General features: G+C 37.8%; 10 protein-coding genes. All 10 read right to left on the bottom strand.

Annotation, left to right across the window (positions count from 1 at the left end; translation table 11 throughout):
- Positions 1–5089, bottom strand: a 5089-nt coding sequence (locus tag WFZ85_RS10185) for a lamin tail domain-containing protein (RefSeq protein ID WP_342696191.1), incomplete at its 3' end; no start/stop codon positions are given.
- 216 nt (positions 5090–5305) lie between these two features.
- Positions 5306–6472, bottom strand: a complete 1167-nt coding sequence (locus tag WFZ85_RS10180; RefSeq protein ID WP_342696190.1) for a proline dehydrogenase family protein — start codon at positions 6470–6472, stop codon at positions 5306–5308.
- A 45-nt stretch (positions 6473–6517) separates the two neighbouring features.
- Positions 6518–7810: a DASH family cryptochrome gene (locus WFZ85_RS10175; RefSeq protein WP_342696189.1), complete on the bottom strand. Its 1293-nt coding sequence runs from the start codon at positions 7808–7810 to the stop codon at positions 6518–6520.
- A gap of 61 nt (positions 7811–7871) precedes the next feature.
- Positions 7872–9407 (bottom strand): cryptochrome/photolyase family protein, encoded by a 1536-nt coding sequence (locus WFZ85_RS10170; protein ID WP_342696188.1) that lies wholly within the window; start codon positions 9405–9407, stop codon positions 7872–7874.
- A 91-nt stretch (positions 9408–9498) separates the two neighbouring features.
- Complete coding sequence (locus WFZ85_RS10165) at positions 9499–9636, bottom strand: DUF2256 domain-containing protein (RefSeq protein WP_342696187.1); 138 nt, start codon at positions 9634–9636, stop codon at positions 9499–9501.
- Position 9637: 1 nt separating this feature from the next.
- Positions 9638–10351, bottom strand: coding sequence for a YqjF family protein (locus tag WFZ85_RS10160; RefSeq protein ID WP_342696186.1), 714 nt, complete (start codon positions 10349–10351; stop codon positions 9638–9640).
- On the bottom strand, positions 10348–11853 hold the full coding sequence (locus WFZ85_RS10155; RefSeq protein WP_342696185.1) for a cryptochrome/deoxyribodipyrimidine photo-lyase family protein: 1506 nt from the start codon (positions 11851–11853) through the stop codon (positions 10348–10350). Before WFZ85_RS10155 ends, WFZ85_RS10160 begins: the two co-directional genes overlap by 4 nt.
- Before the next feature lie 2 nt (positions 11854–11855).
- Positions 11856–12494 carry a flavin reductase family protein gene (locus WFZ85_RS10150; RefSeq protein ID WP_342696184.1) on the bottom strand — a complete coding sequence of 213 codons (639 nt, stop codon included), beginning with the start codon at positions 12492–12494 and terminating at the stop codon, positions 11856–11858.
- A gap of 43 nt (positions 12495–12537) precedes the next feature.
- Positions 12538–12957, bottom strand: a complete 420-nt coding sequence (locus tag WFZ85_RS10145; RefSeq protein WP_342696183.1) for a DUF2452 domain-containing protein — start codon at positions 12955–12957, stop codon at positions 12538–12540.
- 17 nt (positions 12958–12974) lie between these two features.
- Positions 12975–13265 carry a TIGR03643 family protein gene (locus WFZ85_RS10140; RefSeq protein WP_342696182.1) on the bottom strand — a complete coding sequence of 97 codons (291 nt, stop codon included), beginning with the start codon at positions 13263–13265 and terminating at the stop codon, positions 12975–12977.
- Positions 13266–13371 lie beyond the last annotated feature (106 nt).

The raw sequence follows: 13371 nt of genomic DNA, 5'->3' as shown, positions 1-13371 counted from the left end.
GTATTTCTGGGATGGTAGTGGTTAAATCAAAGGTCTCAAAGCCCGCAATACCGGTGTAATCACACAAAGCATAAGGCGATGGGGTCGTGGCTTCGGGTGTCGGGTCAACGATTAGTTGGAGTTGGACTACTTCAAAACAACTTGTTACACTGGACTCCACTCTCACATAAATTATTTGTGTTACATTATTTATATTTAAATAACTGGTAGGATTTGGAATAAATGTTCCGTCAATAGTAGCGTCTGTCAGCGTTTCGTGGAATGTCACCGTATAAGGCGTTCCCCCAGTAATCCCATTGATAGCCTGCGTTAAATCAAAGTCTGCAAATTCATCATTGTTGGCATCGCATTCACGAAGTGGTTGCGGGTTTGGGTTGACAACTACATCATTAACTACTGGATTAATTACAAAATTTATAGGATTGGAAATACAATTCGCTATTGTTTGACGCACTGTTATAAAATGATTACCCGCAGAGAGGTTAACAAAAACAGGAGTAGTTTGATAAGGTGCACCATCTAATGAATATTCAAAATTGGGACCCACAGGATTAGTTACCGTCACTGAATTGGCATTACAAGACTCCACAATAGCAATCGCAGGATTAATTTGTGGAACCACTACAATTTGAAGCGTAGTTGTATTTGCACATTGGTTACTATTGGGCGTAAATGTATAAGTTGTGGTAGCTGTAGTACTTAAAGCCGGTGACCATGTTCCCGTAATTCCGTTTAAAGAAGTAGTTGGTAATGGATTTAAAGTTCCTCCCGTACATATCGGAAGAATAGGGCTAAATGTTGGTGTAACTTGCTGCAAAATGGTAATCCCCAAAGTAGCTGTCGTGGCACATTGTCCCGCAGTTGGTGTAAAAGTATAGGTGGTCGTAGCCGTATTATTGATTGCTGGTGACCATGTTCCGGTAATTCCATTTAATGCAGTGGTTGGTAATGGTGCAATAACTGAACCCGCACAAGTAGGCGCAACAGGGGTAAAAGTTGGAATGATATTTGGATTTACAACAATTTGTAACGTAGTAGTCAAACCACATTGGCCTGTATTGGGCGTGAAGATATAAGTAGTGGTTGTCGTATTATTTAGGGCTGGTGACCATGTTCCTGCTATTCCGTTTAAAGAAGTTGTTGGCAATGCGGTCAATGTTTGTCCCGCGCAAATTGGCGCTACCGCATTAAATGTTGGGGTAACATTTGGATTCACTGTAATCGTTAACGTTGCCGTAGGACTGCATTGTCCCGATGATGGTGTAAAAGTATAGGTGGTTGTTGCCGTATTATTTAATGCTGGCGACCACGTTCCTGTTATCCCATTTAACGAAGTGATGGGCAAAGGACTTAAGGTTTGTCCCGAACATATTGGCGCCACTGCATTGAATGTTGGCGTAACGTTTGGATTAACCGTAATAGTTAAGGTAGCTGTCGTAGCACATTGTCCCGCTGTTGGTGTAAAAGTATAAGTAGTGGTGGCCGTATTATTTAAAGCTGGCGACCATGTTCCTGTTATTCCGTTTAACGAAGTAGTTGGCAATGCAGTCAAGGTTTGTCCAGCACAAATTGGAGCTACTGGATTAAAGGTAGGCGCAACATTTGGGTTAACTGTTATTGTTAAGGTTGTTGTTGTGCCACAATTCCCTGTACTTGGTGTAAAAGTATAAGTAGTTGTCGCGGTATTATTCAAAGCCGGCGACCAAGTTCCCGATATTCCATTTAATGAATTAGTTGGCAATGCAGTCAAAGGTTGTCCGCTACAAATTGGAGCCACAGGATTAAAGGTTGGCGTGGTGTTCGGATTTATCACAATGGTCATCGATGCGCGAGAGGCACACTGGCCAGCATTAGGCGTAAAAATATAAGTAGTCGTTGTATTTGGATTGATTACTGCAGGAGACCATGTTCCAGTTCTGCCGTTGAGCGATGTGGTTGGCAATACAGGAACCTCTTGGCCCTGACAAAAAGGACCCAATTGCGTAAAGGTAGGCACTAAAGTAGAAGCTGTTAATGTAGGCGCACAAACTCCATTCCAGGTGAGTGTAAAAGTTACTGTTTGACCTGGTAGTACATTGGGCACTGTGAAATTGGATGGCGAAACATGAATCCCAGAAACCACTGGTCCACCATCTATGGAGTAACTGTATGTAAAATTAGTTTGGCCAATGTTGTTAAAATCAAACGCAACACTGTTAGGCGTTGAATTGGCTACATCACAGAAGAGTTGTGGTGGCTGACTTGGTGCTTGGTTTGAAATAGTTACTACAATTGGTGCTCTAGGACTTTCGCAACCTCCTACTGTTTGGCTCACGTAGAACGTGGTTGTGCCCAATGTTGTAGTAGATGGCGTTGGCGCTGTTGCCGTTGCTGTTCCTCCTGTAGCATTGGTTCCATACCAATTTAAGGTTCCACCCGCTATTGGCGTTGCTGTTAATGGCACGGCAGCCGCATTTAAACAATAGGAAATTGGGTTTACTGTTGGCGCTGCAATGGCTGGAATAGGATTAACGACTAAGGGAATTGGCGTTGAAATACAACCCGAAACCAAATCACGCACCGTAACATTATAAGTGCCTGGCGCTAATCCTGTAAACACTGGGTTTACTTGATAGTTCGTTCCGTTGATACTGTACTGATAGTTTGTTGTTGCATAAGTATAAGTACCCATATTAGTGTAATCCTGAGGATCGATGGCTGTCCAATCTGCTGGATTCCAAATTAAACTTGGTTTTGGAGCCGTTTGTAATCTTCTATACGTATAACCTGCTTGGTTTGATGGCGTAAAGTCAACCCCATCGGTTCTTCCCCATAAATCAAAAATCACATCGGCACTGGTAGCGAGACGAACGTTATCATCGGTGTTAAAACCACCACAATTGGCCACCACTAAATCAGGAATAACGCCACCTTGATTCACTACATCGCCTAAGGCAACTACATACACATCATTATTATTTAATGTTCCTGAGAGCGTTATGTCACAATTTGGTGAAATAAATGTGTTGCCGTTATTGTATACTTTTAATTTATAATTACTCAAGTTTACGGGTGCGCCAGTTCCGTTAAAGATTTCCACATAGGATAATGACCCAGTGCTTTCATCTGTCACCTCTGATATAAATAATTCTCCTGGCGTTGGTAACGGACCTGAATTAATAGGACTTGTAAACACAATAGTTCCTGTTGGTACCGCACACGTGGGTTGTTGCGTAACGGCTACTACTGGAACTGGACAAACTGTTACAGTAGTAACACACGTTTGAGAAGCAGCGGTAAAACAAGCCCCGACGCCAGTTCCACCGGGAATTACATCTATCCTAACTGAGTCACCTGGACTTAATGCGTTTACCGTAAAAGAAGTCCCTGTTACTGTTCCTGCATTGACATTAGGACCATTATTGATAGAATATAAAATGGCATAGTTTGTAGCTCCCGTAACTGCATTCCAATTAAATGTAACCGCATTTGCTGTAGCGGTACCACAGGAAATGGTAGGTGCTAAAGAAGGATTAACGGTGATTGTAACCGAATTGGACAAGTTACAAACTGCCGTGGTTGTAAACGAAATATCATCTAATGCAAAATCATTACCGGCGGAAGAAGTTGTTCTATTAAACATCACTATTTGTGCGGTACTACTCGCACCAGAATTCCATACGTAACTTCTTTGCACCCAATTACAAGAAGTGGCTGGAGCCAAAGCGGTTCCGATAGAAGTGCCGTTAATTACCACATCAATGTTGGCTGGATTGGGCGTAGCGACTGTTTGTATCCAATAACTGAAGGTATAATTTTGACCGGGAACAACGGGGATGGTTTGAAACCACACTCTATCATTACCCGCGTTTAAATTAGATCCATCAACCACCATCATATTTCCAGTTCCGCCATTTGCCGTACATGAAGCAAAGCCCGGAAACCATGCGTTTGAATTGGTCACAATACCATAAGTTCGTTGTGCTCCAGCGGGAATGGTAACCGTTAAAAACTGATAATCAGAGTTGAAACCCGTATTGCCAGCAGAAAAATTTCCATTAGTAATCAATTGTGCAGGACTTCCAGAAGTTGAAGATGCTGTATACGTGGTTGTTTGCGTTGGGTTTACCGTTAGCGACGGACTTATAGGATTTGTTATTGAAGGGTCGGCTGGTGATGCAGTCCAACTGTAGGGATTTGCGCTTCCACTAACTGATAAAGTTGTTGATGCTCCTGAACAAATTGTTGATGGTATTGCACTAACTGTCAAGTTTGCAGGTTGGGTAATAACAATATTAGATTGACTTACTACTGCGGGTGGCGTGTTACTATCTGTTACTGAAACTGAGTAAGTCCCTGGAGCCAATCCTGTAAAAATTCCTGTAGTATTCGATTGCGATGCGGCACCTGATATGGTATAATTTGTATAGGGCACAACACCATTAACACCACTAACCACGATAGAACCATTGTTAGCATTAGGACAAGTTATATTTGTAGACGCGACTGATATCGCCAATGGTAGTGGCGCAGCTGTAACAGACATGTCATCGATTGCGAAATCGTTGCCATCAAAACCTGTATTATTATTATATAACTTAATATTTACACAAGCACTATTTGGTATGAAAGTATAAGCAACTCTTTGCCAACCACTGGCCGTAAGCGGCGCCAATGTTGCCCCAGAAATTAAAGTTACCGCAGATGCATTTAAAATATCCGCTCTAATGTCTGCTCGAGTTGGCGCACCAGATACGGGTCCAAAAACAGACCTTATCCAATAACTAAAAGTATAGGTTGCGCCAACCGTTAATCCGCAAACTCCACCACCACCATTTCCTGCTTCCCAAAAATTTTGTTGTCCTCCTGTTGTATTTCCATCAAAGACAAGCATTAATCCACTTCCCGTGGTGTGATCGCCGCTAGCCACAAAACTCGCGGTATTCATCAATTGCGGATTATTTGTAAAAGCCCAATTTCCTGGCGCAGTAGTTCCCGTAAACGGTGGAAAAATCCTTACATAACCTGCTCCATTTGAAAAGAAACCAAAAACAGTCCCTGTCTCAAAATTACCATTAACGAGTAAATTCTGTGATTGTATCTGTATCATATTAAACAAAAATGATACTATGAAAATATTTTTAAGTATTGATTTACAATTCATTATAAATTCTTTTTTGCAATTAAATTAGGTCGAAATATTGGAGCAATATAAACATAAAACATTAAACATCAGTAAGCTACTGCTGTCTTTTTTTGATAGCGAAAAAAAAATTATACTTGTGTTGAAATAAAAAAACCTCAAAAAATTGAGGTTCTGTAGCTACTAGTTTTTTCTTCTTTTTCTTTCCGTTTTTAAGAGATTTAATTCCCTACTGGTTTGGCCCGCTACTGAAGTGTTCTCTTCGGCACGACGAATTAAATAGGGCATCACATCGCGAACAGGTCCGAATGGTAAATATTTTGCCACATTATAACCCTGTGCAGCCAAATTAAAACTGATATTGTCACTCATGCCATATAATTGCCCGAACCAAATTCGGTTATCGTTTTTAGCTATGTTATTTTTTTGCATGAGTTCTATTAATTTATAAGAGCTTTCTTCATTGTGTGTGCCTGCAAAGATGGCCATTCTGTCCAAATGTTTCATCATGTAGGCTACTGTTTGATCAAAATTTACATCGGTGGCTTCTTTGCTTTCGCAAATTGGTGTTGGATATCCCTTTTCCTCGGCTCTTTTATTTTCTTTTTCCATATAAGCCCCGCGTACGAGTTTCATACCAATAAAAAACCCTTCTTCTTTTGCTTGCTCGTGTAACTTTTTCAGGTAATCCAATCTATCCCAACGGTATAATTGTAACGTATTGAACACAATAGCTTTCTCTTTATTGTATTTTCGCATCATGTCTGTAACCAATTGGTCCGCTGCGTCTTGCATCCAGCTTTCTTCACCATCAATCAATAATGCCACATCTTTTTCGTAGGCCGTTTTACAAATTAATTCAAATCTATTGACAACACGACTCCATTCTTGTTGCTCTTCAATAGTCAGTGGTTGCTTCTCTCCTATTTTTTCGTATAAATAAAATCGACCTAAGCCTGTAGGTTTAAATACAGCAAATGGAATGGCTTTTCTTTCTCTTGCAAATTCAACCGTTTTTAGTGTCATTTCTAATGCCGCATCAAACTGATCTTCCTCTTCTTTTCCTTCTACAGAGTAGTCTAGTACCGAAGAAACGCCTTTGGTAAACATTTTGTCTACCACTTTCAAGCAATCATCTTCATTAACACCGCCACAGAAATGGTCAAAAACCGATGCTCTAATTAATCCTTCAACCGGCAAATGTGCTTTGAGTGCAAAGTTAGTGACTGCCGTTCCTATTCGGACTAACGGTTCATTGGCTATCATTTTGAATAAAAAATAGGCTCTGTCTAATTCGGTGTCGCTCTTCAGGGCAAAAGCCACTTGTGTATCGTTAAAAAATTTTTCCATTGCTATACTAAAAACACAAAGATAAAGGAGTTTTTACTATAAATTCTACTCGGCTAGCCACAATTTTCGGTACGATTTATCCCGGTCATAATCATTGGCTTGCTTGTCTATATTAAAATAGCGATTGCCTCGAGGATCATTGCCTACGCCAGCAAGATATGCCCAATTTCCCCAATTACTAGAGACGTCATAATCAATTAACTGTTGCTCGAAATAAGCCGCACCATAGCGCCAATCTAATCGCAAATCGTTACACAAATAACTGGCCACATTCTGTCTTCCTCTATTGCTCATGAACCCAGTTAGCTTTAACTCTATCATATTAGCATCTACAAAATCTACGCCAGTTTCGCCATTAATCCACTGCTCCAACTGTTTAATATTATGTTTGTTTACCGTTATCCCTTTGTCTTGTATTCCACTTTGTTGAAAAAACTTATTCGAATATTTTTTCATCATAAATCTAAAATAATCTCGCCACAATAATTCAAAAACCAACCAATACGTCGACTCATTGGCACCAAATTGTAGTTCGTATTTTTTTAGTTCGAAATAAATTTCTTTGGGCGACAAACAACCTAATGACAACCACGCCGAAAACTTTGAGGAATAGTCAGCGCCTATCAAACCGTTGCGCGTTTCTTTATATTTTGATATCGCCTTGGTTTCTGCAAAATAATGATTCATTCTTTGCATTGCAACGGTTTCTCCACCTACAAAAGTAATAGCTGCTCTTTTATCTATTTTTGAAAATGACAAGCCAAGTTCCTCCAATGTTGGCAGTACTACAGCTGGTATTTCAGGGGATTTGATGGATTGTGGTCTATCAAAAACAGTTCTTATTGAAGAGTCTTTTTCTACTTTTTTTCTGAAATTACTGAATACGTCGGGAATATCTTTTATAGAAAAAGGCAAGTCTTGTGCATGATATAATGTGCTAGTGCTAAACGTTTCAAATTCGCATTTTACTTTAAAAAGTTCGGCTTGCAATTGGGCGTCCGTTTGCTTTTCTTCGTAGGCTACTTCTCGTTTTGCATATACTTTATTTACTTTATGTAAACTCACTAATTTTGGAATTTCGACTTCAGGTTTGCCTTTTAAAACTATCAAACCCGAGCCTAATTCGCGTAGATTTTTATCTAAATCAGCTACCGCTTCCAAAATAAATTGTGCTCTAAAATTGCCCGTTTTTTTGAAGCCATAACTGGTTTCTTCAAAATGAGCGTCGTCAAAACAGTAGACAGGAATGATTTGATCATTTTGAGCAATCGCTTTTACCAGTGTTTCATTGTCGTGTAATCGTAAATCGGTTTTAAACCAAACTATAGCATTCTTCATAATTTTATATATTCATTTTTAGTTCTTCTCATGTAAACTTGCTAATCTTTACAATTTGAACTTATAACTCATTTATATTTTTTAAATAATAATCCGCTTGTTGTAATGTAGCTACTTTATCCTCGGGATTCATTTTCCTCCACACGTTATACATCATTCCGACGCGTGGATTTTTTCCTAATTTATCTTCGTTTCTATCGTAAAAATTCCAATACAAACTATTGAAAGGACAGGCTTTATCTCCTACTTTTACTGCCTTTTTGTAAAAGCAAGAACCGCAGTAATGGCTCATTTTATCAATGTATGATGCTGAACTTACATAGGGTTTTGTACCAACAATACCACCATCAGCAAACTGGCTCATGCCACGAGTATTAGTGATTTCAACCCATTGAATAGCATCGATATAAATTCCTAAATACCAAGCATCTACCTCATCAGGATGAATTCCGGCCAAAAGCGCAAAATTTCCTGTAATCATTAATCGTTGAATATGATGGGCATAGGCATAATCTAGCGATTGTGTAATGGCATCTCGCAAACAATTCATTTTTGTTTTTCCCGTCCAAAACCAATCGGGTAATTTTTCTTGATTATTGAAAAAATTAAGTGTTTCATATTCGGGCATTTTTAGCCAATAAATACCACGCATATATTCGCGCCAACCGATTATTTGTCGTACAAAACCTTCGAGTTGATTAAATTCAATTTCAGCGGGACGGTTTTTCCATTCTTCAATACATCGTTCAATAACCTCTTTGGGAGAAATCATTTTTATATTCATTGAAAAGGAAACTCGTGCATGATATAAAGACCATTCATTGGGTGTCATCGCATCTTGATAACTTCCAAATAAATGCAAACATTCTGTAGCAAAAAAGTCTAATAATTGCAACGATTGTTCTCTGGTAATTGGCCAAACAAAATTTTTCGCCTCAATAGTTCCGATGGTTTTCACATTGGTTTTTTTAACTTCATTCACAATATTTGTGACATCATTATTAAAAACTAAAGGTGCGATAGGCTTATGGTCTTTGGGAAGTTTTTTTCGATTTTCACCGTCATAATTCCATTGACCTGTTAGCGGTTGATCGCCATCCATTAAAACGTGGTGTTTTTTTCGTAACGCGCGATAAAAACTTTCCAGTAAAAATGTTTTTTTACCCGCAAAAAAAGCACCTAATTCGCCACGTGATGTATAAAAATGCTCCGAATCAATTACCTTAGTACTAACGGCAATATGCTGGCAAAAATTTTTTAAATGTTCCTCCACTCTGTATTCATCAGGTGATTGGTATTCAAAATGCGTGAAACTGTGGACTGCAATCAGATTTTCAACGTTTTTATCAAACGACTGCCTATTGTTTTCATCATTAAGATGTATGTAAATCACTTGATGTCCATTTGATTTTAACGCTGCGGCAAATGATTGCATGGCAGCAAAAAAACCTACTATTTTTTGAATATGATGGCTTGCATAATCCGTTTCGGTTCTGATTTCCATCAAAACATAGGTCACAGAGTCATCAAATGTTTGAAACCAAGAATGGTTACTATTTAATTGATCGCCAAGAATTAATCGGAGTGTTTTTGACATTTTTATATTTTATTTAAACCCAAGAAGGTATGACCATGCATTAAATTATAAAGTAACAACTATTTACTATTCACTAATTACTCTTCACTAACTACTTATTCATCCTGCACTTATCGCTGCAATATTTCACATCATCCCATACTTTCTCCCATTTTTTGCGCCACGAAAAAGGTCGGTTACAAACGACGCACATCTTGCTGGGAAGATTTTGCTTTTTTACGCCTTTCATCTTATATTTTATTTCTTTTCCAGTTGATGGCAATCGCAGAACCTTCAGCTAAAAATATGCTAGTGGGTTTCGTTTTGTCTAAAACAGCAAAATCGTTTCCATACATTTTTTGAAAATCACAGTCTATCGTGGCACTAGAAATTTCGTTAATTTTCCAACTGGGATGCGCTATTTTATATTCTTCGGTCACAATAGTATTTACTTTGGTGTAACCATAATAATGTTCGAAAATAAATTGCTCAAAACTGTTATCTTCCATCGTTTTTGCCTCCGTTCTTGCTGTTAAGTCAATCGAATTCCATTTTTTATCGACCAGCCATTCGTACTTAATCTCTTTTTTGGTATCTTTTATGTTCCAATAATGTTTAGTAGCAATCGTGGTGTAATGTTCTTTATATAAAGCATTTGCCAGCCAAGCCACGACTTTATAGGGAACTGTTTCGTTGATAAAAACACAACCGCGACGGATTTCGTTACCCACTTTTCTATAAACGTAAAAGCGTAAATTGATTTCCTCGAAAGTGCCAAATTTATATATCGGAATATTGAAAATGGTAGTGTTTTTGAACATAAATCCTACCAAACTAACAAAAGCCTTACCGTTATATAAATCAAGTTCGACACCACTTGGCAGGTATTTAGATAAAATTTCGGGCTCAATTTCATAGTTTGCCATGACAATATTTTCCCAACTAGCTTTTAAAAAAACACTCATTTCGCTTTCTTTTTGGAGGTTCTATTTCTCAATCCCGAGTTTGGATTGGTTACATGCTTTTTTAAAATACGTTTTCCTTCGTCTTTTACCTCATCCTTTTTTCTAAAACTCCAAACAATATCACTGGCTCTTTTTCGCGTTTCTTCAATATCTACAATCGGATGCGGATAATCTTTACCTATTTCGCAACCATAAAGCTGCTGATCAATCAATCCTAGTTTCCAAGGTTCGTGAATTAAATGCACGGGAATATTAGCCAATTCTGGTACCCATTTTTTGATAAAAATCCCGTCGCTGTCGTGGTCTTCGGAGTTTTTTATCGGATTGTAAATTCTGATGGTATTAATTCCAGTCGTTCCCGATTGCATTTGAATTTGAGGATAATGTATTCCGGGTTCGTAATCGAGAAATTGACGCGCCAAAAAATGTAATTCGCGCCAATCTTGCCACAAATTGAACGTGAAAAATGATACAACCATCGCTCGCATTCTGAAGTTGATGTAACCTGTTTGCACCAAACATCGCATACAGGCATCGACAATAGGCACACCTGTTTTTCCTTCTTGCCACGCTTTGATGTAAGCTTCATTTTTTGGTTTTACTAAACCATCATAAGCGCGGTTAACATTTTCAAATTCCATGCGGCATTCATCTTCAAATTTTTGAATAAAATGACAATGCCAATGCAAGCGGGAAACGAAATTGAGCATCGCTCTTTTATTGGGTGACGATTCATAAAACTGATTAGTATATTGATAAATCATCCGCATACTGATATTTCCATAAGTCAAATAAGGAGATAAACGACTACAGCCTTTTCTACTTAACTCTGGTTTAGAAATGTGTTTACTATAATTCACATGACGTTCTTTGGCAAAACTGTCAAGGTAACGCCAAGCCCAATATTCGCCGCCTTGTTGGAAGTTTTCGTTTCGTATGGTAATTGTTTCTGGAAGTTCAGTGCCTTTCAGTTTCCTGTAAAAATCATCCTCTAATTTTTCAAATTGTAATATGTTCAAATCAATCATTTTTGGCTCAGCACGCATCACTTGTTCCCAACGTTTGTCCCAATCTTTCCTTGATTTTAATTTACGTATTACACCATGCATTTGGGATTGTTTCCACACTATGTTATGCTCATCAAAAAAGGATTGCATCGCTATGTCTCTATCATAAGTCACTTTGTTACCAATTTCTTGATGCGAAAAGATAGTTTTTACATCATAAATAGTTAGTATTTCCTCAAAAACAGGGCGAACTTCGTTGTGAAAAAAATAAACGGTCGCTGAAACATCATGCAGCTTAGTTTGCATGGCTTGTAACGACTCATAAACAAAACGCCAATGACGCACATCCGAGTCGTCATAATTCATCACTGATGGTTCAAAAAAATAAACTAAAAGTGTGGGTAATTTATCTTGCTGTGCCAAAAAAAGTGGTTCATGATCTGTAAAGCGCAAATCACGTTTGAACCAAACAATGTTGATGGCTTTTTTTTCCAAAACTACAAGAGTGAAGTTAGCAGTTTATCGGGTTTTGCATAACTCAATCGGTCCAATTGAACTGTTTTATGATAGCTATCTAAACCAGAACAAGTGATTGTATTTGCTTTTTCTAAATCAATAAAACCATCCAATTTCACGCAATCGTCTGGAACATAAATTTGAGTAATTTCTCCGATAATTAAGGTAGTATTATTAATTTGAATGTCAATCTTTTCTTTGAACTCAATACCTATTTGAATGGTGCTTTCAGCCACAAAAGGAGCAAAAAAATTATTTTTATATTCGGCTGTCAAACCAGTTATTTCAAATTCAGAAACGTTTTTGTCGTATTTAGCCGAAGTTTGATGTGCCGCTTTATAAATATTTTCATTGATGTGATTAACGGTATAAAATCCCGTCTCAATCATATTTCGCATAGTATCACGTTCTGGAGGACTTGGACGAAAAATCAAACCTACTAACGGTGGATTTGCGCCAATGTGAACCAGAGAACTAAATATGGCTAGGTTTGTATTGCCATTTTTAGCTTTGGTTCCCACGAGAGCAACGCTTTTAAATCCGCTTAAGCTATTAATAAAATGGACGCGTGTTTGCTTGTCCATTGCTAAAATATCGTCAGAAGTAATAAATTTTGTCATAAATAATGGTAAAAATAAGGGGCAAAAAAGGAAGATTGAATTTTTAAAAAAAACTGGTTTCTTTTTGATGGAGCGCAATCCATTTTTTATCGCTGTTTAATTTAAATGTTCCCAGATATTCTTTGTTCCATTCATTTGGACCAATTAACGAGAGAAAGTTGACGCCGTCTTCACCAGCATACAAATGATAAATCTCTCCAATTACCGGTTCGAATGCAAATTTGGCACTATATACTAGTTCATTCCACTCGTATTCTTCCATCAATTTTTGGTATTGATTTTTGAGCTCGTTGAACTTGTTTTCAAATTCTTTGTTAACATTAGTTATTCCTCGACTTTTCCACGAAACAATATCATCAACTTTAATTATTGGTGCACCAACACTTGTTGCATAAGGCAAAAAGCTGGCATTGTACCCTTTATCTTCGGAGTAAACAATATTATCGGGTTTTTTATTTTCCATTATACTAGTAACTATTTTTATCGTTTAGAAATTTTATTATTGGAGATGTTTCGTTGCAATTTACATTTAAAGCGGTCAATGCCTTCTACTCTTTTTGCGCGGTGCTTGGTTTTACAATTTTCTACACGTTCACGCCACAACTTATAACTACTAAATTTTAATTCTTTTTTCATTAAAGCTTTCACATCGGCTTCTTTCAAACCAAATTGAAACTCAATGGCATCAAAAGGTGTTCTGTCTTCCCAAGCCATTTCAATAATTCTATCGACAGCTTGTTCGTCTAGTATTTTACTTTTGTCTGGTTGCATGCAATTCTGTTTAACTTATAAATTCAAATATTAAACAAAAGTAGTCAAATAAATCGAACCATTTGTTAATCAAAACTAAAAAATGACTTATTTTGCAAAAAAAATA

Source organism: Flavobacterium aureirubrum, from assembly GCF_038739835.1.
Lineage (GTDB): Bacteria > Bacteroidota > Bacteroidia > Flavobacteriales > Flavobacteriaceae > Flavobacterium > Flavobacterium aureirubrum.
Note: the sequence above shows the minus strand (reverse complement) of the source record. Positions and strands in the feature narration are given on the sequence as shown.

Excerpts from the sequence above, each read along its gene's own strand:
- WFZ85_RS10175 (WP_342696189.1), bottom strand. The coding sequence starts at position 7,810 with ATGAAGAATGCTATAGTTTGGTTTAAAACCGATTTACGATTACACGAC.
- WFZ85_RS10160 (WP_342696186.1), bottom strand. The coding sequence starts at position 10,351 with ATGAGTGTTTTTTTAAAAGCTAGTTGGGAAAATATTGTCATGGCAAAC.
- WFZ85_RS10150 (WP_342696184.1), bottom strand. The coding sequence starts at position 12,494 with ATGACAAAATTTATTACTTCTGACGATATTTTAGCAATGGACAAGCAA.
- WFZ85_RS10180 (WP_342696190.1), bottom strand. The coding sequence starts at position 6,472 with ATGGAAAAATTTTTTAACGATACACAAGTGGCTTTTGCCCTGAAGAGC.
- WFZ85_RS10165 (WP_342696187.1), bottom strand. The coding sequence starts at position 9,636 with ATGAAAGGCGTAAAAAAGCAAAATCTTCCCAGCAAGATGTGCGTCGTT.
- WFZ85_RS10140 (WP_342696182.1), bottom strand. The coding sequence starts at position 13,265 with ATGCAACCAGACAAAAGTAAAATACTAGACGAACAAGCTGTCGATAGA.
- WFZ85_RS10170 (WP_342696188.1), bottom strand. The coding sequence starts at position 9,407 with ATGTCAAAAACACTCCGATTAATTCTTGGCGATCAATTAAATAGTAAC.
- WFZ85_RS10145 (WP_342696183.1), bottom strand. The coding sequence starts at position 12,957 with ATGGAAAATAAAAAACCCGATAATATTGTTTACTCCGAAGATAAAGGG.